We start from the raw sequence: 19,461 nt of genomic DNA on the forward strand, positions 1-19,461 counted from the left end.
CTACTCAGCGCAACATGCCGCTGCCGTAACCCTTCAGGTTGGCTTTCTTCATCAGGGATTCATACTGGTGCGAAACGAGGTGCGATTGTACTTGGGACATGAAGTCCATCACAACCACGACCACGATCAGCAACGAGGTCCCGCCAAGGTAGAACGGAACGTTTGCCGCAACCACCAGGAACTGGGGCAACAGACATACGGCCGTCATATATAGAGCACCGAACATGGTCAAGCGAGTCAGAACGCCATCAATGTAGCGCGCAGACTGCTCACCTGGACGGATACCCGGAATAAAGGCACCGGACTTCTTCAGGTTTTCCGCTACGTCTTTCGGATTGAACATCAACGCCGTATAGAAGAAGCAGAAGAAAATAATCCCTGCACTAAACAGCAGAATATTCAACGGCTGACCAGGAGCGATCGACTGCGAGATGTCCTGCAACCAGCCCAAACCTTCAGACTGACCGAACCAGGCACCCAGCGAAGCCGGGAACAGCAAAATGCTGCTCGCGAAGATGGCCGGAATAACACCAGCCATGTTCACTTTCAACGGCAAGTGGCTCGTCTGCGCAGCGAAGACCTTGCGGCCCTGCTGACGCTTGGCGTAGTGAACAGCGATACGACGCTGGCCACGCTCAATGAACACCACAAAACCGATAATCGCTACTGCCAACAAACCGATGGCAACCAGGGCAAAGATATTGATATCGCCCTGACGGGCAGACTCGAAAGACTGCCCAATCGCTCTCGGAAGACCGGCGACGATACCCGCGAAGATCAACATCGAGATACCGTTGCCAACACCACGCTCAGTAATCTGCTCACCCAGCCACATCATGAACATCGCACCAGCCACAAACGTGGTTACCGCGACGAAATGGAAGCCAAAGTCACCAGTGAACGCAACACCCTGCCCCGCCAGACCAACGGACATGCCGATAGCCTGAACCAGGGCGAGGATGACAGTGCCGTAGCGGGTGTACTGGCTGATCTTGCGACGGCCAGCTTCACCTTCCTTCTTCAACTGCTCCAGCTGCGGGCTGACGGCGGTCATAAGTTGCATGATGATCGATGCCGAAATGTACGGCATGATCCCCAGCGCAAATATGCTCATCCGTTCCAGCGCGCCGCCGGAAAACATGTTGAACAAGCTAAGAATGGTCCCCTCATTCTGTCGAAACAGGTCCGCGAGTCGGTCAGGGTTAATACCTGGAACCGGGATGTGTGCGCCTATTCGGTAGACGATAATCGCCAGGAACAGAAAACGCAGACGAGCCCAGAGTTCAGACATACCGCCTTTGCCGAGCGCAGAGAGAGCACCTTGCTTAGCCATTTATTCCTCGAACTTGCCGCCAGCTGCTTCGATAGCCGCACGCGCACCTTTGGTGGCGGCGATGCCCTTGATGGTGACAGCGCGAGTGACTTCACCGGACAGCATGATTTTCACACGTTGTACGTTGACGTTAATCACGTTGGCATCCTTCAGGGTCTGCACGGTGACGATGTCGCCTTCCACTTTGGCCAGCTCGGACAGACGCACTTCTGCGCGGTCCATGGCTTTCAGGGAAACGAAACCGAACTTCGGCAGGCGACGATGCAGCGGCTGTTGACCGCCTTCAAAGCCTGGAGCAATGGTGCCACCGGAGCGGGAGGTCTGACCTTTGTGGCCACGGCCACCGGTCTTGCCCAAACCACTACCGATACCACGGCCCGGACGATGCTTTTCGCGACGGGAACCCGGCGCTGGACTCAGATCATTGAGTTTCATCGATTAACCCTCGACACGCAGCATGTAGTAAGCCTTGTTGATCATCCCGCGATTCTCGGGAGTATCAAGTACTTCTACAGTGTGACCGATGCGACGCAGACCCAGACCCTTAACGCACAGCTTGTGGTTAGGGATGCGGCCGGTCATGCTTTTGATCAGCGTTACTTTTACGGTAGCCATGATCAGAAGATCTCCTTGACAGTCAAGCCACGCTTGGCGGCGATAGACTCAGGAGATTGCATGGCCTTCAAACCCTTGAAAGTGGCGTGAACCACGTTTACCGGGTTAGTCGAGCCGTAGCACTTGGCCAGAACGTTCTGAACGCCAGCAACTTCGAGGACAGCACGCATAGCGCCGCCTGCGATGATACCGGTACCTTCAGAAGCAGGCTGCATGTAAACCTTGGAAGCGCCGTGGGCGGATTTCATGGCGTACTGCAGAGTGGTGCCGTTCAGGTCCACTTGGATCATGTTGCGACGAGCAGCTTCCATTGCCTTCTGGATCGCAGCAGGCACTTCACGCGACTTGCCACGGCCGAAGCCAACACGCCCTTTACCATCACCTACCACGGTCAACGCGGTGAAAGTGAAGATACGGCCGCCTTTAACGGTTTTGGCTACGCGGTTAACTTGAACCAACTTCTCAATGTAGCCTTCGTCGCGCTTTTGGTCGTTATTTGACATAACTTAGAACTCCAGCCCAGCTTCACGAGCAGCATCAGCCAGCGCCTTGACGCGGCCGTGGTACTTGAAGCCAGAGCGGTCGAAAGCCACCTGCGAGACGCCAGCGGCTTTTGCACGCGTAGCGACCAGCTGGCCAACCTTAGTGGCCGCGTCGATGTTGCCGGTGGCACCATCACGCAGTTCTTTATCCAAAGTCGAGGCGCTTGCCAGGACTTTGTTGCCGTCGGCCGAGATGACCTGGGCGTAGATGTGCTGCGACGAGCGGAACACGCAGAGACGCACGACTTCGAGTTCGTGCATTTTCAGGCGTGCTTTGCGAGCGCGACGCAGTCGAGTAACTTTTTTGTCGGTCATTTGCTATGCCCTACTTCTTCTTGGCTTCTTTACGACGGACGACTTCGTCCGCGTAGCGCACACCTTTGCCTTTGTAAGGCTCTGGTGGACGGAAGTCGCGGATCTCAGCGGCCACTTGACCCACTAGCTGTTTATCGATGCCCCGGATCAGGATATCGGTCTGGCTAGGAGTCTCAGCGGTGATGCCTTCCGGCAGTTCGTAATCCACTGGGTGCGAGAAGCCAAGGGCCAGGTTCAGCACCGTGCCTTTTGCTTGCGCTTTGTAACCAACACCGACCAGCTGGAGCTTACGCTCGAAGCCTTGGCTTACGCCTTGGACCATGTTGTTTACCAACGCACGAGTGGTACCGGCCATTGCGCGGGTTTGTTGATCGCCATTGCGAGCAGCGAAACGCAGCTCACCAGCTTCTTCAACAATCTCAACGGACGAATGGATGTTCAGTTCAAGAGTACCCTTGGCACCCTTCACCGAAAGCTGTTGGCCTGCGAATTTGACTTCGACACCGGCTGGCAGCTTAACGGGGTTCTTAGCGACGCGAGACATGCTTATCCCCCCTTAGAACACAGTGCAAAGAACTTCGCCGCCGACACCGGCAGCGCGCGCAGCACGATCCGTCATCACACCTTTGTTGGTGGAGACGATAGACACGCCAAGACCGCCACGAACTTTCGGCAGATCTTCAACGGACTTGTACTGACGCAGGCCTGGACGGCTAACGCGCTTCACTTCCTCGATGACCGGACGGCCCTCGAAGTACTTCAGCTCGATGGACAGCAGTGGCTTGATTTCGCTGCTGATCTGATAACCCGCAATGTAGCCTTCGTCTTTCAGGACTTTGGCAACAGCTACCTTCAACGTGGAAGATGGCATGCTTACGACGGACTTTTCAGCCATCTGGGCATTACGGATACGAGTTAGCATGTCCGCTAACGGGTCCTGCATACTCATGGGCTAGACGCTCCTAATACAAAAAAATTAGCCTTGCGGCTACATATGTCGCCGAGAATCTCCGAGCATAGAAAAACACGGGCTCAGGCGAGCCGGGTATTCTAGACACACTGCGGAAATGAAACAAGCCCCAAAAGGGGCTTGTTCCTGATTCAAGGTCACCGGCGGTCAGTATCTTGCGAGACCAACCACCTTGACGCTGAACGTACTTACCAGCTGGCTTTAACCAGACCCGGCACGTCACCACGCATTGCCGCTTCACGCAGTTTGTTACGGCCGAGGCCGAACTTGCGGTAAACGCCGTGTGGACGACCAGTCAGGCGGCAGCGGTTACGCATGCGCGAAGCGCTTGCGTCACGTGGCTGCTTCTGCAGAGCAACTGTAGCTTCCCAACGCGCTTCTGGACTTGCGTTCAGATCAACGATGATTGCTTTCAGTGCTGCACGCTTTTTGGCGTACTTGGCAACCGTGAGCTGACGCTTCAGCTCGCGGTTTTTCATGCTCGTCTTGGCCATGGTCCTACTCCAATCAGTTGCGGAACGGGAATTTGAATGCACGCAGCAGAGCGCGGCCTTCATCATCGTTCTTGGCAGTGGTGGTCAGGGTGATGTCCAGACCGCGGAGAGCATCGATCTTGTCGTAGTCGATTTCCGGGAAAATGATCTGCTCTTTTACGCCCATGCTGTAGTTACCACGACCATCGAAGGACTTGGCATTCAGGCCGCGGAAGTCGCGAACCCGAGGCAGGGAGATCGACAGCAGACGATCCAGGAATTCGTACATACGCTCACGACGCAGGGTCACTTTGACGCCGATCGGCCAACCTTCGCGGACTTTAAAGCCTGCGATGGATTTGCGAGCGTAGGTCACAACGACTTTCTGGCCGGTGATCTTTTCCAGGTCAGCAACAGCGTGCTCGATGACTTTCTTGTCACCGATCGCTTCGCCCAGACCCATGTTCAGGGTGATTTTGGTAACGCGCGGAACTTCCATCACGTTCGAAAGCTTAAGTTCTTCCTTAAGTTTCGGTGCGATTTCCTTCCGGTAAATCTCTTTTAGTCGTGCCATGGTCTTCTACCTAGCAGTGTTCAAGCATCAACCGCTTTTTGGGTCGACTTGAAGACACGAATTTTCTTACCTTCTTCTACTTTGAAACCAACGCGATCAGCTTTGTTGGTTTCGCCGTTGAAGATGGCGACGTTAGAAGCGTGCAATGGCGCTTCTTTCTCGACGATACCGCCTTGTACGCCCGACATCGGGTTAGGCTTGGTATGACGCTTGACCAAGTTCAGACCACCAACAACCAGACGGTTGTCAGCAAGAACCTTCAGCACCTTACCGCGCTTACCTTTGTCTTTGCCGGCGATCACGATGATCTCGTCGTCACGACGAATCTTTTGCATGTCGGATCTCCTTACAGCACTTCTGGGGCGAGCGAGACGATCTTCATGAACTTCTCAGTACGAAGCTCACGGGTCACTGGCCCAAAGATACGGGTGCCGATTGGCTCTTGCTTGTTGTTCAGAAGAACAGCAGCGTTGCCATCAAAGCGGATAATGGAGCCATCTGCACGGCGAACGCCGTGACGAGTGCGGACTACTACAGCAGTCATCACTTGGCCTTTTTTCACTTTACCGCGAGGAATTGCTTCCTTCACGGTAACTTTGATGATGTCACCGATACCAGCGTAACGACGATGGGAGCCACCCAGCACCTTGATGCACATAACACGGCGAGCGCCGCTGTTATCGGCCACATCGAGCATGGATTGAGTCTGAATCATATAATTTCTCCGACCCCTAGTCCTTAGACTTCCACAGCGCGTTCGAGAACATCAACCAGTGCCCAAGACTTGGTCTTGGCCAACGGACGAGTTTCACGAATAGTGACTTTGTCGCCGATGTGGCACTGGTTGGTTTCGTCGTGCGCGTGCAGCTTAGTCGAACGCTTAACGTATTTACCGTAGATCGGGTGCTTAACGCGACGCTCGATCAGAACGGTGATGGTTTTGTCCATCTTGTCGCTGACAACACGGCCAGTCAGCGTACGGACAGTTTTTTCGGCTTCAGCCATGATTACTTACCTGCCTGCTGGTTGAGCACAGTCTTCACGCGAGCGATGTCACGCTTAACTTGCGAGAGCAGATGAGACTGCCCCAACTGGCCAGTTGCTTTCTGCATACGCAGATTGAACTGGTCGCGCAGCAGGCCGAGCAGTTGCTCGTTCAGCTGCTGTGCGGATTTTTCACGAAGTTCATTCGCTTTCATCACATCACCGTCCGTTTAACAAAGGCGGTGGCGAGCGGCAGCTTTGCAGCAGCCAGGGCAAAAGCCTCACGCGCCAGCTCTTCAGTTACACCCTCGATTTCATACAGGACTTTGCCTGGCTGAATCTGGGCAACCCAGTACTCCACGTTACCCTTACCTTTACCCATCCGAACTTCGAGTGGCTTCTTGGAAATAGGCTTGTCCGGGAATACACGGATCCAGATCTTGCCGCCACGTTTTACGTGACGGGTCAGAGCACGACGCGCTGACTCGATCTGACGAGCGGTGAGACGACCACGAGCTACAGACTTCAGCGCGAACTCGCCGAAGCTGACTTTGCTACCGCGCTGAGCCAGACCACGGTTGTGGCCTGTCATCTGCTTGCGGAACTTCGTACGCTTTGGTTGCAACATTTGGCGTACCCCTTACTTAGCAGCTTTTTTACGAGGCGCAGGTGCTTGTGGTTTCAGTTCTTCTTGGCGACCACCAATTACTTCGCCTTTGAAGATCCAAACCTTTACACCGATCACACCGTAAGTGGTGTGAGCTTCGTAGTTGGCATAGTCGATGTCGGCACGCAGGGTGTGCAGTGGCACACGACCTTCGCGATACCATTCAGTACGTGCGATTTCAGCACCGCCGAGACGACCGCTCACTTGGATTTTGATGCCTTTGGCACCAATGCGCATGGCGTTCTGTACGGCGCGCTTCATAGCGCGACGGAACATTACGCGACGCTCCAGCTGCTGAGCTACGCTCTGCGCAACCAGCATACCGTCGAGCTCCGGCTTACGGATCTCTTCGATATTGATGTGCACAGGCACACCCATTTGCTTGGTCAGGTCCTGACGCAGTTTCTCAACATCTTCACCTTTCTTCCCGATAACGATACCTGGACGAGCAGTGTGGATGGTGATACGTGCAGTTTGCGCCGGACGATGGATATCGATACGGCTTACGGACGCGCTTTTTAGTTTGTCTTGGAGATACTCACGCACCTTCAGATCAGCGAACAAATAGTCCGCATAAGTCCGACCGTCTGCGTACCAGACGGAGGTGTGCTCCTTGACGATTCCCAGGCGAATGCCAATGGGATGTACTTTCTGACCCATCTCTTCGACTCCGTTACTTGTCAGCAACCTTGACAGTGATATGGCAAGACCGCTTGACGATGCGATCAGCACGGCCTTTGGCACGTGGCATGATTCGCTTCAGCGAACGCCCTTCGTTGACGAAAACGGTGGAGACCTTAAGGTCATCAACGTCTGCGCCTTCGTTATGCTCGGCGTTGGCTACGGCCGACTCCAGCACTTTCTTGATGATCTCGGCGGCTTTCTTACTGCTGAAAGCCAACAGGTTGAGCGCTTCGCCCACCTTCTTCCCGCGGATCTGGTCGGCGACCAAGCGGGCTTTCTGGGCGGAGATTCGAGCGCCCGACAACTTAGCGGCTACTTCCATTTCCTTACCCCTTAACGCTTGGCTTTCTTGTCTGCCACGTGCCCACGATATGTGCGGGTACCGGCAAACTCGCCTAGTTTGTGGCCGACCATGTCTTCGTTAACGAGAACTGGGACGTGCTGACGACCGTTGTGTACTGCGATGGTCAGACCGACCATTTGTGGCAGGATCATCGAACGACGCGACCAGGTCTTAACTGGTTTGCGATCGTTCTTTTCCGCCGCCACTTCGATCTTCTTCAGTAGGTGAAGATCAATAAAAGGACCTTTTTTCAGAGAACGTGGCACTGTCGTATCCCTCTATTTACTTGCGACGACGGACGATCATTTTGTCGGTACGCTTATTACCACGAGTCTTCGCGCCCTTAGTCGGGAAGCCCCATGGCGATACCGGATGACGACCACCAGAGGTACGACCTTCACCACCACCATGTGGGTGGTCAACCGGGTTCATGGCAACACCACGAACGGTTGGGCGAACGCCACGCCAGCGTTTGGCACCAGCTTTACCCAGCGAACGCAGGCTGTGCTCGGAGTTCGAGACCTCGCCCAGAGTCGCACGGCATTCAGCCAATACTTTACGCATCTCACCGGAACGCAGACGCAGGGTCACGTAGACACCTTCGCGAGCGATCAACTGAGCCGAAGCACCAGCGGAACGAGCGATTTGCGCGCCCTTGCCTGGCTTCAATTCGATGCCGTGTACGGTGCTACCAACTGGAATGTTACGCAGTTGCAGAGCGTTGCCCGGCTTGATCGGTGCCAGGGCACCTGCGATCAGCTGGTCGCCAGCGCTCACGCCTTTAGGCGCGATGATGTAGCGACGCTCGCCATCTGCGTACAGCAGCAGAGCGATGTGAGCAGTACGGTTTGGATCGTATTCGATACGCTCGACAGTGGCAGAGATGCCATCTTTGTCGTTACGACGGAAATCGACCAGACGATAATGCTGCTTATGGCCACCACCGATGTGACGAGTGGTAATACGACCATTGTTGTTACGACCACCAGTCTTCGATTTCTTCTCGAGCAGCGGTGCGTGAGGAGCGCCTTTATGCAGCTCCTGGTTGACCACCTTGACCACAAAACGGCGGCCAGGGGAAGTCGGTTTGCATTTAACGATTGCCATGATGCACCCCTTCCTTACTCAGCACTGCTGCTGAAATCGAGATCTTGGCCTGGCTGAAGGGAGATAACTGCCTTCTTCCAGTCATTACGCTTGCCCAGACCGCGAGCAGTGCGCTTGCTCTTACCCAGAACATTCAGGGTAGTAACACGCTCTACTTTCACGCTGAACAGGCTTTCGACGGCCTTCTTGATTTCCAGCTTGGTTGCATCAGTAGCAACCTTGAAAACGAACTGGCCTTTCTTGTCTGCCAGAACCGTAGCCTTCTCGGAAACGTGCGGGCCAAGCAGAACTTTAAATACGCGTTCCTGGTTCATCCCAGCAGCTCCTCGAATTTCTTCACGGCCGACACGGTAATCAATACCTTGTCGTATGCGATCAGACTAACTGGATCGGAACCTTGCACGTCACGTACATCAACATGTGGCAGGTTGCGAGCAGCCAGGTACAGGTTCTGATCTACAGCTTCGGACACGATCAGGACATCAGTCAGACCCATGCCATTGAGCTTGTTCAGCAGATCTTTGGTTTTCGGCGCTTCAACAGCGAAGTCCTGAACCACGACCAGACGATCAGTACGCACGAGTTCAGCAAGGATGGAGCGCAGAGCTGCGCGGTACATCTTCTTGTTGAGCTTCTGAGTGTGATCCTGCGGACGAGCTGCGAAAGTAGTACCGCCGCCGCGCCAGATAGGGCTACGGATAGTACCGGCACGAGCACGGCCAGTACCTTTCTGACGCCAAGGGCGCTTACCGCCACCACGAACGTCGGAACGGGTCTTTTGCTGCTTGCTACCTTGACGGCCGCCGGCCATGTAGGCCACGACTGCTTGGTGAACCAGCGTCTCGTTGAATTCGCCGCCAAATGTCAGTTCGGAAACTTCGATCGCTTGAGCGTCATTTACATTTAATTGCATGTCAGCTTCCCCTTAACCGCGAGCCTTGGCCGCTGGACGTACAACCAGGTTGCCGCCAGTAGCGCCAGGAACAGCACCCTTGACCAACAACAGATTGCGTTCAGCGTCGACGCGCACTACTTCGAGGGACTGCACGGTCACGCGCTCAGCGCCCATATGACCGGACATTTTTTTGCCCTTGAATACACGACCAGGAGTCTGGCACTGGCCAATAGAGCCCGGGACGCGGTGGGAAACGGAGTTGCCGTGAGTGTTGTCTTGACCACGGAAATTCCAACGCTTGATCGTACCCTGGAAGCCTTTACCTTTGGACTGACCGGTTACATCAACCAGTTGACCAGCAGCGAAGATTTCAGCGTTGATCAGATCGCCTGCTTGGTACTCGCCTTCTTCAAGGCGGAATTCCATTACGGTACGACCAGCTGCAACGTTTGCTTTAGCGAAGTGACCTGCTTGAGCAGCAGTCACACGCGAAGCACGACGCTCGCCGACAGTGACTTGCACTGCACGATAGCCATCGGTTTCTTCAGTTTTGAACTGGGTGACGCGATTCGGCTCGATCTCAATGACCGTGACCGGAATGGAGACACCTTCTTCGGTGAAAATACGGGTCATACCGCATTTACGACCGACTACACCAATAGTCATGTTGTAAACCTCATGAGTGTACGGGGCTTTCACCCGCTATGGCCGCCCATTTCAGAGCGTTACACGACTAAGACCGAGTCTTAGCCGAGGCTGATCTGCACTTCCACACCGGCCGCAAGATCAAGCTTCATAAGTGCATCAACGGTTTTATCCGTTGGCTGGACGATATCCAGAACGCGCTTATGAGTACGGATCTCGTACTGGTCACGCGCGTCTTTGTTGACGTGCGGGGAGACCAGAACGGTGAACCGCTCTTTACGGGTAGGCAGTGGAATTGGACCACGCACTTGAGCACCAGTACGTTTCGCGGTTTCCACGATTTCCTGGGTGGATTGGTCGATCAGGCGATGGTCGAAAGCCTTCAACCTGATACGGATTTGCTGATTTTGCATTGGATTTCAGACTCCGGCTGCTATTCCCAGCGAGCGCAATACGCCCGTTAAAAGGAGGCGCAATTCTATAGACGGCCCAGATAGGTGTCAACCCAATAAAAAAGGCCCCCGCTAAGCGGGGGCCTCTCTCAAAACATCAGCGCAATCTCAGAAGAGAGATTACTCGATGATTTTAGCTACAACGCCAGCACCAACGGTACGGCCGCCTTCGCGGATTGCGAAACGCAGACCGTCTTCCATTGCGATGGTTTTGATCAGGGTGACAACCATTTTGATGTTGTCGCCCGGCATTACCATTTCAACGCCTTCTGGCAGCTCGCAGTTACCAGTCACGTCAGTAGTACGGAAGTAGAACTGTGGACGGTAGCCTTTGAAGAACGGAGTGTGACGACCGCCTTCTTCCTTGCTCAGAACGTAAACTTCTGCTTCGAACTTGGTGTGCGGCTTAACCGAACCTGGCTTGACCAGAACCTGGCCACGCTCAACGTCGTCACGCTTGGTACCACGCAGGAGAACGCCGCAGTTCTCGCCAGCACGACCTTCGTCGAGCAGCTTACGGAACATCTCAACACCGGTGCAGGTGGTGACGGTAGTGTCACGCAGACCAACGATTTCCAGTGGATCTTGAACCTTGACGATACCGCGCTCGATACGACCAGTTACAACAGTACCGCGACCGGAGATCGAGAATACGTCTTCGATTGGCATCAGGAACGGCTTGTCGATAACACGGACAGGATCTGGGATGTAGCTATCCAGAGTCTCAACCAGTTTCCGTACGGAAGTGGTGCCCATTTCGTTGTCGTCTTTGCCTTCCAGCGCCATACGAGCAGAACCGATGATGATCGGAGTGTCGTCGCCTGGGAAGTCGTAAGTGCTCAGCAGATCGCGCACTTCCATCTCAACCAGTTCCAGCAGCTCAGCGTCGTCTACCAGGTCAGCCTTGTTCAGGTAAACCACGATGTACGGAACGCCTACCTGACGAGACAACAGGATGTGCTCACGGGTTTGTGGCATCGGACCATCAGCGGCCGAGCAAACCAGGATCGCGCCGTCCATTTGGGCAGCACCGGTGATCATGTTCTTCACATAGTCGGCGTGACCTGGGCAGTCAACGTGAGCGTAGTGACGGATCAGCGAGTTGTATTCAACGTGAGCAGTGTTGATCGTGATACCACGAGCTTTTTCTTCTGGCGCACTGTCGATTTTGTCGAAATCAACAACAGCCGAACCGAAAATCTCGGAGCAAACACGAGTCAGAGCAGCAGTCAGCGTAGTTTTACCGTGGTCAACGTGACCGATAGTGCCAACGTTGACGTGCGGTAGGGAACGATCAAATTTTTCTTTAGCCACGACAATTAACTCCTTGCCTAAAGGACTGAATCAGCCTTGTTTTTTGGTAACGGTTTCGACGATGTGCGACGGAGCCGTATTGTATTTTTTGAATTCCATAGAGTAGCTTGCGCGACCCTGAGACATCGAACGAACGTCGGTCGCGTAACCGAACATCTCGCCCAACGGAACTTCAGCACGGATAACCTTACCGGAAACCGTATCTTCCATACCCAGGATCATGCCGCGACGACGGTTAAGGTCGCCCATTACGTCACCCATATAGTCTTCAGGCGTAACAACTTCCACCGCCATGATCGGCTCAAGCAGCTCACCACCACCCTTCTGGGCCAGCTGCTTGGTCGCCATGGAAGCAGCTACCTTAAACGCCATCTCGTTCGAGTCGACGTCGTGGTAAGAACCATCAAAAACGGTCGCCTTCAGGCCGATCAGCGGATAGCCGGCAACAACACCGTTCTTCATCTGCTCTTCGATACCCTTCTGGATAGCCGGGATGTATTCCTTAGGAACCACACCACCCACTACTTCGTTCACGAATTGCAGACCTTCCTGACCTTCGTCAGCAGGAGCAAAACGGATCCAGCAATGGCCAAACTGACCACGACCGCCGGACTGACGAACGAACTTGCCTTCGATTTCACAGTTCTTCGTGATGCGCTCACGATAGGAAACCTGAGGCTTACCGATGTTGGCTTCAACGTTGAACTCACGGCGCATCCGGTCAACCAAGATGTCCAGGTGCAACTCGCCCATGCCAGAGATGATCGTCTGACCAGTCTCTTCATCAGTTTTCACACGGAAAGATGGATCTTCCTGAGCAAGTTTGCCCAGTGCGATGCCCATTTTTTCCTGGTCATCCTTGGTCTTAGGCTCAACGGCAACCGAAATAACCGGCTCCGGGAAGTCCATGCGAACCAGGATGATTGGCTTGTCAGCGTTGCACAAAGTCTCGCCAGTAGTGACGTCCTTCATACCGATCAAGGCCGCGATGTCGCCAGCGCGCACTTCCTTGATTTCTTCACGGGCGTTTGCGTGCATTTGCACCATACGACCCACGCGCTCTTTCTTGCCTTTGACCGAGTTGATTACGCCGTCGCCGGAGTTCAACACGCCCGAGTAAACACGGACGAAGGTCAAGGTACCCACGAATGGGTCGGTAGCGATCTTGAACGCCAGAGCCGAGAACGGCTCGCTATCGTCTGCATGACGCTCCATTTCCTTTTCCTCATCATCCGGGTCAGTACCCTTGATGGCAGGAATGTCGGTAGGAGCCGGCAAGTAGTCGATAACGGCGTCGAGAACCAGGGGAACACCCTTGTTCTTGAAGGAGGAACCGCAAACAGCCAGAACGATCTCACCCGCAATAGTACGCTGACGCAGAGCGGCCTTGATTTCCTCGTTGGTAAGCTCTTCACCTTCGAGGTACTTGTTCATGAGCTCTTCGTTGGCTTCGGCTGCAGCCTCGACCATGTTGTTGCGCCACTCGTCAGCCAGCTCCTGCAACTCAGCAGGAATAGCTTCGCGACGAGGAGTCATGCCCTTGTCGGCATCATTCCAATAAACAGCTTCCATGGTGACCAGATCGATCTGACCCTGGAAGTTATCTTCGGAACCGATAGCCAACTGAATTGGCACCGGAGTGTGACCCAGACGCTGCTTGATCTGACCGATCACGCGCAGGAAGTTCGCACCCGCACGGTCCATCTTGTTGACGTAAACAAGACGTGGAACGCCGTATTTGTTGGCTTGGCGCCATACGGTTTCCGACTGAGGCTCAACACCCGAAGTACCGCAGAACACGACGACAGCGCCGTCGAGCACGCGCAGGGAACGCTCAACTTCAATGGTGAAGTCTACGTGACCCGGGGTATCAATAACGTTAAAGCGATGCTCGTCTTTGTACTGCTTAGCAGAACCCTTCCAGAAGGCGGTAATGGCAGCAGAAGTAATGGTAATACCACGCTCCTGCTCCTGAACCATCCAGTCGGTGGTCGCGGCGCCGTCATGCACCTCGCCCATCTTGTGACTTTTGCCAGTGTAAAAAAGGACGCGCTCGGTGGTGGTGGTTTTACCAGCATCCACGTGAGCAACGATACCGATGTTACGGTAGCGGTTAATCGGTGTAGTACGAGCCATAAAGCCCTCGCAAAATGAGTAGCGCTGAAATTAGAAGCGGTAGTGCGAGAAAGCTTTGTTAGCTTCAGCCATACGGTGCACGTCTTCACGCTTCTTAACTGCAGCACCTTTACCTTCAGCAGCGTCCAACAGTTCGCCAGCCAAACGCAGGGCCATAGACTTCTCGCCGCGCTTACGGGCGAAGTCTACCAACCAGCGCATTGCCAGAGCGTTACGACGGGACGGGCGAACTTCGACCGGAACCTGGTAAGTAGCACCGCCTACACGGCGCGACTTCACTTCGACCAGCGGAGCGATGGCGTCGAGAGCTTTCTCGAAGATTTCCAGGGGGTCGCTGTTCTTGCGTTCTTTAACCTTTTCCAGCGCGCCATAAACGATACGCTCGGCAACGGCTTTTTTGCCGCTCTCCATTACGTGGTTCATGAACTTGGCCAGGATTTGGCTTCCGTATTTTGGATCGTCAAGCACTTCGCGCTTGGCTGCTACGCGTCTTCTTGGCATGGATAAGCCCTCAAACGGTCTTCAGGTTCGCTCGGAATCGGTGCCCTTTCGGGACGCCTCCGACCTTACTCTTATCGACTCAGAAAATAAGATGGTTCAGTTTTTACAAAAAGCCGCTACTACTTAGGCTTCTTGGTACCGTACTTCGAACGGCCCTGGTTACGACCTTTAACGCCGGAAGTATCCAGAGAGCCGCGTACGGTGTGATAACGAACACCCGGCAAGTCTTTTACACGACCGCCACGGATCAGTACCACGCTGTGTTCTTGCAGGTTGTGGCCTTCACCGCCGATGTACGAGGAAACCTCGAAACCGTTGGTCAGACGCACACGGCATACTTTACGCAGTGCCGAGTTAGGTTTTTTCGGCGTGGTGGTATACACACGGGTGCATACGCCACGACGTTGCGGGCAGTTCTGCAGCGCAGGCACGTCGGATTTCTCGACGATACGCTTACGCGGCTGACGTACCAGCTGGTTGATAGTTGCCATCTACTAGCTCCACTGTTGTCTTGCGACGCTATTGTCTTGCAAGAAAAGCAAAATGGCAGGAACGAGTTCCCGCCAAATTTAGGGGTACAAGAGTCTAAAGAGGATCTTGCCCCCAGTCAAGGCAAGGCCCCGACCTCTCCACCCTTCGTGCCGGGACATGAATGTCTCGACCCGACGAACGGAGCTGCCAGGGCCCGGCCTTATTTATCGCAGAACTCAGTTACCGCTAGAGTTCAGCGCTTCGGTCAGTGCAGCTTCCACTTCACTGGCGCTCACGCGCAGCGGCTTGTCAGCATCACGGCGGCGCTTGCGCTCGCTGTGATAGGCCAGGCCGGTACCGGCCGGGATCAAACGACCCACAACCACGTTTTCTTTCAGGCCGCGCAGGTAGTCACGCTTGCCAGTTACCGCCGCTTCGGTCAGTACGCGAGTGGTTTCCTGGAAGGAAGCCGCCGAGATGAACGATTCGGTGGACAACGACGCCTTGGTGATACCCAGCAGTACGCGAGTGAACTTGGAGACAAATTTGTCTTCTGCGCTCAAACGCTCGTTCTCTACCAGTACATGAGTCAGTTCCATCTGGTCGCCCTTGATGAAACTGGAATCGCCGGATTCAGCGATCTCAACTTTACGCAGCATCTGACGCAGGATGGTCTCGATGTGCTTGTCGTTGATCTTCACGCCTTGCAGGCGATAAACATCCTGGATCTCGTTGACGATGTACTTGGCCAATGCACTCACACCCAGCAGACGCAGGATGTCGTGCGGGTCGCTCGGACCGTCGGAGATAACTTCGCCGCGGTTCACTTGTTCGCCTTCGAAGACGTTCAGGTGACGCCACTTCGGAATCAGCTCCTCGTACGGGTCGGTACCATCGTTCGGGGTAATGACCAGACGGCGCTTGCCCTTAGTCTCTTTACCGAACGCGATGGTGCCGCTGACTTCAGCCAGAATCGAGGCTTCTTTCGGACGACGGGCTTCAAACAGGTCGGCAACACGCGGCAGACCACCGGTGATGTCACGGGTCTTCGAGGTCTCTTGCGGGATACGAGCGATTACATCACCGATCGCGATCCGCGCACCGTCCGCCACACCGACGAGGGCGTTGGCTGGCAGGAAGTACTGAGCGATTACGTCAGTGCCTGGCAGCAACAGATCCTTGCCGTTGTCGTCGACCATCTTCACGGCTGGACGGATGTCCTTGCCAGCAGCTGGACGATCTTTCGCGTCAAGTACTTCAATGTTGGTCATACCGGTCAATTCGTCAGTCTGACGCTTGATCGTGATGCCTTCTTCCATGCCCACGTAGGTCACGGTACCTTTCATTTCGGTAACGATTGGGTGAGTGTGCGGATCCCACTTGGCCACGATTGCGCCAGCGTCGACCTTGTCACCTTCTTTAACCGAAATCACGGCGCCGTATGGCAGCTTGTAGCGCTCACGCTCACGACCGAAGTCATCAGCGATGGCCAGCTCACCGGAACGGGATACAGCCACCAGGTGACCATCCACTCGCTCAACGTGCTTGAGGTTATGCAGACGGACGGTACCGCCATTCTTCACCTGAACGCTGTCGGCTGCGGAGGTCCGGCTTGCCGCACCACCGATGTGGAACGTACGCATGGTCAGCTGGGTACCCGGCTCACCGATGGACTGGGCAGCGATTACGCCGACCGCTTCACCGATGTTCACCTGGTGACCACGGGCCAGATCACGGCCGTAGCACTTGGCGCAAATGCCGTAGCGGGTTTCGCAGCTGATCGGCGAGCGAACGATCACTTCGTCGATGCTGTTGAGTTCGATGAACTCGACCCACTTCTCGTCCACCAGGGTGCCGGCAGGAACGATAACGTCCTCGGTACCTGGCTTGAATACGTCGCGGGCGATGACTCGACCCAGTACGCGCTCACCCAAAGGCTCAACTACATCACCGCCTTCAATGTGCGGAGTCATCAGCAGGCCGTGCTCGGTGCCGCAGTCGATCTCGGTCACGACCAAGTCTTGTGCAACGTCTACCAGACGACGAGTCAGGTAACCGGAGTTAGCGGTTTTCAACGCGGTATCCGCCAGACCTTTACGAGCACCGTGAGTGGAGATGAAGTACTGGAGTACGCTCAAACCTTCACGGAAGTTCGCGGTAATCGGCGTTTCGATGATGGAGCCGTCCGGCTTGGCCATCAGGCCACGCATACCGGCGAGCTGACGGATCTGCGCAGCAGAACCCCGCGCACCCGAGTCGGCCATCATGTACATCGAGTTGAACGATTCTTGATCGACTTCAACGCCATGGCGGTCGATGACTTTCTCTTTCGAGAGGTTGGCCATCATTGCCTTGGAGACTTCGTCGTTGGCCTTGGACCAAAGGTCGATCACCTTGTTGTACTTCTCGCCCTGGGTTACCAGGCCAGAGGCATACTGGCTCTCGATCTCTTTCACTTCATCAGTGGCAGCACTGATGATGCGGGCTTTTTCATCCGGGATAACGAAGTCGTTAACACCGATGGAAACGCCGGAAATGGTCGAATAAGCAAAACCGGTGTACATCAACTGGTCAGCGAAAATCACGGTCTCTTTCAAACCAACCACGCGGTAGCACTGGTTAATCAGCTTGGAGATCGCCTTTTTCTTCATCGGCAGGTTGACGACGTCGTACGACAGACCTTTTGGCACAACTTGATACAACAGTGCACGGCCGACAGTCGTGTCGACAATACGAACGTTGCTCACGCTGCCGCCATCACGGTCGTTGACGGTTTCGTGGATCCGCACTTTGACCTTGGCATGCAGTGCGGCTTCGCCGGCACGGAATACACGGTCAACTTCTTGCAGGTCAGCGAACACACGACCTTCGCCCTTGGCGTTGATCGCTTCACGGGTCATGTAGTACAGACCCAATACAACGTCCTGCGACGGAACGATGATTGGCTCACCGTTGGCTGGCGACAGAATGTTGTTGGTCGACATCATCAACGCACGCGCTTCCAACTGGGCTTCCAGTGTCAGCGGTACGTGCACGGCCATTTGGTCGCCGTCGAAGTCGGCGTTGTACGCAGCACAGACCAGAGGGTGCAGCTGGATAGCCTTACCTTCGATCAGTACCGGTTCAAACGCCTGGATACCCAGACGGTGAAGGGTCGGTGCACGGTTGAGGAGAACCGGGTGTTCGCGGATCACTTCAGCGAGAACGTCCCAAACCTCTGGCAGCTCGCGCTCGACCATTTTCTTGGCCGCTTTGATGGTGGTCGCGAGGCCACGCATTTCAAGCTTGCCGAAAATGAACGGCTTGAACAGTTCCAGAGCCATCTTCTTCGGCAGACCGCACTGGTGCAGACGCAAGGTCGGGCCCACGGTAATTACCGAACGACCGGAGTAGTCAACACGCTTACCGAGCAAGTTCTGACGGAAACGACCCTGCTTACCCTTAATCATGTCAGCCAGGGATTTCAGAGGACGCTTGTTCGAACCGGTGATCGCACGGCCACGACGGCCGTTGTCGAGCAAGGCGTCAACCGCTTCCTGCAACATACGCTTTTCGTTGCGCACGATGATGTCCGGAGCGGACAGGTCGAGCAGACGCTTCAAGCGGTTGTTACGGTTGATAACGCGGCGGTACAGGTCGTTGAGGTCGGAAGTCGCGAAGCGGCCGCCATCCAACGGTACCAGCGGACGCAGGTCTGGCGGCAGAACCGGCAGAACGGTCAGCACCATCCACTCTGGGAGGTTGCCGGAACCCTGAAAGGCTTCCATCAACTTCAGACGCTTGGACAGTTTCTTGATTTTGGTTTCGGAGTTGGTTTGCGGAATTTCTTCACGCAGACGACCAATCTCGTGTTCCAGGTCGATAGCGTGCAGCAGTTCGCGCACAGCCTCGGCACCCATGCGGGCATCGAAATCGTCGCCAAACTCTTCCAGCGCTTCGAAGTACTGCTCATCGTTGAGCAGCTGACCTTTTTCAAGAGTGGTCATGCCTGGATCGATAACGACGTAGCTCTCGAAGTAGAGAACGCGTTCGATATCACGCAGGGTCATGTCCATCAGCAAGCCGATACGCGACGGCAGTGACTTCAGGAACCAGATGTGGGCAACCGGCGAAGCCAGTTCGATGTGCGCCATGCGCTCACGGCGAACTTTTGCCAGCGCAACTTCAACGCCGCACTTCTCGCAGATCACACCACGGTGCTTCAAGCGCTTGTACTTACCGCACAGGCACTCGTAATCCTTTACCGGGCCAAAGATCTTGGCGCAGAACAGGCCGTCACGCTCAGGTTTGAACGTACGGTAGTTGATGGTTTCCGGCTTTTTAACTTCACCGAACGACCACGAACGGATCATCTCAGGCGATGCCAACCCAATACGGATGGCGTCGAACTCTTCGACTTGACCCTGGTTTTTCAGCAAATTCAGTAGGTCTTTCAAGGCC

27 protein-coding genes are annotated in these 19,461 nt (G+C 54.9%); all 27 read right to left on the reverse strand.

The annotated features are described in order from the left end of the window. Positions 1-4: 4 nt before the first annotated feature. Positions 5-1,333, reverse strand: coding sequence for a preprotein translocase subunit SecY (gene secY, locus AC19YT_RS22800; RefSeq protein WP_095109686.1), 1,329 nt, complete (start codon positions 1,331-1,333; stop codon positions 5-7). Next, positions 1,334-1,768 carry a 50S ribosomal protein L15 gene (rplO, locus tag AC19YT_RS22805; protein WP_047277881.1) on the reverse strand — a complete coding sequence of 145 codons (435 nt, stop codon included), beginning with the start codon at positions 1,766-1,768 and terminating at the stop codon, positions 1,334-1,336. 3 nt (positions 1,769-1,771) lie between these two features. Beyond that, entirely contained in the window at positions 1,772-1,948 is a 177-nt protein-coding gene (rpmD, locus tag AC19YT_RS22810) for a 50S ribosomal protein L30 (protein ID WP_003186033.1), read from the reverse strand. A gap of 2 nt (positions 1,949-1,950) precedes the next feature. Beyond that, positions 1,951-2,451: a 30S ribosomal protein S5 gene (rpsE, locus tag AC19YT_RS22815; protein ID WP_003176409.1), complete on the reverse strand. Its 501-nt coding sequence runs from the start codon at positions 2,449-2,451 to the stop codon at positions 1,951-1,953. A gap of 3 nt (positions 2,452-2,454) precedes the next feature. Beyond that, the gene (gene rplR, locus AC19YT_RS22820; RefSeq protein WP_003186037.1) at positions 2,455-2,805 is read right to left on the reverse strand and encodes a 50S ribosomal protein L18; all 351 of its coding nucleotides are present in this window, start codon (positions 2,803-2,805) and stop codon (positions 2,455-2,457) included. A 10-nt stretch (positions 2,806-2,815) separates the two neighbouring features. Further along, entirely contained in the window at positions 2,816-3,349 is a 534-nt protein-coding gene (gene rplF, locus AC19YT_RS22825; protein WP_007896774.1) for a 50S ribosomal protein L6, read from the reverse strand. Positions 3,350-3,361: 12 nt separating this feature from the next. Continuing rightward, positions 3,362-3,754 carry a 30S ribosomal protein S8 gene (gene rpsH, locus AC19YT_RS22830; RefSeq protein WP_017848802.1) on the reverse strand — a complete coding sequence of 131 codons (393 nt, stop codon included), beginning with the start codon at positions 3,752-3,754 and terminating at the stop codon, positions 3,362-3,364. 209 nt (positions 3,755-3,963) lie between these two features. Beyond that, complete coding sequence (rpsN, locus tag AC19YT_RS22835; protein WP_095109687.1) at positions 3,964-4,269, reverse strand: 30S ribosomal protein S14; 306 nt, start codon at positions 4,267-4,269, stop codon at positions 3,964-3,966. Positions 4,270-4,282: 13 nt separating this feature from the next. Then, positions 4,283-4,822 carry a 50S ribosomal protein L5 gene (gene rplE, locus AC19YT_RS22840; RefSeq protein WP_003210069.1) on the reverse strand — a complete coding sequence of 180 codons (540 nt, stop codon included), beginning with the start codon at positions 4,820-4,822 and terminating at the stop codon, positions 4,283-4,285. 20 nt (positions 4,823-4,842) lie between these two features. Further along, on the reverse strand, positions 4,843-5,157 hold the full coding sequence (rplX, locus tag AC19YT_RS22845) for a 50S ribosomal protein L24 (protein ID WP_042561341.1): 315 nt from the start codon (positions 5,155-5,157) through the stop codon (positions 4,843-4,845). 11 nt (positions 5,158-5,168) lie between these two features. Next, a complete protein-coding gene (gene rplN / locus AC19YT_RS22850) occupies positions 5,169-5,537 on the reverse strand; it encodes a 50S ribosomal protein L14 (protein WP_002555479.1) in 369 nt (122 codons plus the stop codon). 23 nt (positions 5,538-5,560) lie between these two features. Then, positions 5,561-5,827 carry a 30S ribosomal protein S17 gene (rpsQ, locus tag AC19YT_RS22855; RefSeq protein WP_003176419.1) on the reverse strand — a complete coding sequence of 89 codons (267 nt, stop codon included), beginning with the start codon at positions 5,825-5,827 and terminating at the stop codon, positions 5,561-5,563. 2 nt (positions 5,828-5,829) lie between these two features. Next, a complete protein-coding gene (gene rpmC / locus AC19YT_RS22860) occupies positions 5,830-6,021 on the reverse strand; it encodes a 50S ribosomal protein L29 (RefSeq protein ID WP_002555481.1) in 192 nt (63 codons plus the stop codon). Further along, positions 6,021-6,434: a 50S ribosomal protein L16 gene (gene rplP / locus AC19YT_RS22865; RefSeq protein ID WP_003232424.1), complete on the reverse strand. Its 414-nt coding sequence runs from the start codon at positions 6,432-6,434 to the stop codon at positions 6,021-6,023. Before rplP ends, rpmC begins: the two co-directional genes overlap by 1 nt. Positions 6,435-6,446: 12 nt before the next feature. Then, a complete protein-coding gene (gene rpsC, locus AC19YT_RS22870; protein WP_003176422.1) occupies positions 6,447-7,133 on the reverse strand; it encodes a 30S ribosomal protein S3 in 687 nt (228 codons plus the stop codon). Between the two features lie 13 nt (positions 7,134-7,146). Further along, on the reverse strand, positions 7,147-7,479 hold the full coding sequence (rplV, locus tag AC19YT_RS22875) for a 50S ribosomal protein L22 (RefSeq protein ID WP_003210077.1): 333 nt from the start codon (positions 7,477-7,479) through the stop codon (positions 7,147-7,149). Positions 7,480-7,490: 11 nt separating this feature from the next. Continuing rightward, positions 7,491-7,766 carry a 30S ribosomal protein S19 gene (gene rpsS, locus AC19YT_RS22880; RefSeq protein WP_002555486.1) on the reverse strand — a complete coding sequence of 92 codons (276 nt, stop codon included), beginning with the start codon at positions 7,764-7,766 and terminating at the stop codon, positions 7,491-7,493. A gap of 16 nt (positions 7,767-7,782) precedes the next feature. Then, the gene (gene rplB / locus AC19YT_RS22885; protein WP_003176423.1) at positions 7,783-8,607 is read right to left on the reverse strand and encodes a 50S ribosomal protein L2; all 825 of its coding nucleotides are present in this window, start codon (positions 8,605-8,607) and stop codon (positions 7,783-7,785) included. Between the two features lie 14 nt (positions 8,608-8,621). After that, positions 8,622-8,921 carry a 50S ribosomal protein L23 gene (gene rplW / locus AC19YT_RS22890; protein WP_002555488.1) on the reverse strand — a complete coding sequence of 100 codons (300 nt, stop codon included), beginning with the start codon at positions 8,919-8,921 and terminating at the stop codon, positions 8,622-8,624. Then, positions 8,918-9,520 carry a 50S ribosomal protein L4 gene (gene rplD / locus AC19YT_RS22895; protein ID WP_003210082.1) on the reverse strand — a complete coding sequence of 201 codons (603 nt, stop codon included), beginning with the start codon at positions 9,518-9,520 and terminating at the stop codon, positions 8,918-8,920. Before rplD ends, rplW begins: the two co-directional genes overlap by 4 nt. A gap of 12 nt (positions 9,521-9,532) precedes the next feature. Continuing rightward, entirely contained in the window at positions 9,533-10,168 is a 636-nt protein-coding gene (gene rplC / locus AC19YT_RS22900) for a 50S ribosomal protein L3 (RefSeq protein WP_003186059.1), read from the reverse strand. Between the two features lie 80 nt (positions 10,169-10,248). Beyond that, positions 10,249-10,560, reverse strand: coding sequence for a 30S ribosomal protein S10 (rpsJ, locus tag AC19YT_RS22905; protein WP_003186070.1), 312 nt, complete (start codon positions 10,558-10,560; stop codon positions 10,249-10,251). 159 nt (positions 10,561-10,719) lie between these two features. Then, positions 10,720-11,913: an elongation factor Tu gene (gene tuf, locus AC19YT_RS22910; RefSeq protein WP_095109688.1), complete on the reverse strand. Its 1,194-nt coding sequence runs from the start codon at positions 11,911-11,913 to the stop codon at positions 10,720-10,722. 30 nt (positions 11,914-11,943) lie between these two features. Continuing rightward, on the reverse strand, positions 11,944-14,049 hold the full coding sequence (gene fusA / locus AC19YT_RS22915; RefSeq protein WP_095109689.1) for an elongation factor G: 2,106 nt from the start codon (positions 14,047-14,049) through the stop codon (positions 11,944-11,946). Positions 14,050-14,079: 30 nt separating this feature from the next. Next, positions 14,080-14,550: a 30S ribosomal protein S7 gene (gene rpsG, locus AC19YT_RS22920; RefSeq protein WP_002555493.1), complete on the reverse strand. Its 471-nt coding sequence runs from the start codon at positions 14,548-14,550 to the stop codon at positions 14,080-14,082. Positions 14,551-14,669: 119 nt separating this feature from the next. After that, positions 14,670-15,041, reverse strand: coding sequence for a 30S ribosomal protein S12 (gene rpsL / locus AC19YT_RS22925; RefSeq protein WP_002555494.1), 372 nt, complete (start codon positions 15,039-15,041; stop codon positions 14,670-14,672). Between the two features lie 216 nt (positions 15,042-15,257). Beyond that, the gene (gene rpoC, locus AC19YT_RS22930; protein WP_095109690.1) at positions 15,258-19,457 is read right to left on the reverse strand and encodes a DNA-directed RNA polymerase subunit beta'; all 4,200 of its coding nucleotides are present in this window, start codon (positions 19,455-19,457) and stop codon (positions 15,258-15,260) included. Positions 19,458-19,461: the final 4 nt, after the last annotated feature.

Source organism: Pseudomonas sp. MF08875 (assembly GCF_059862525.1).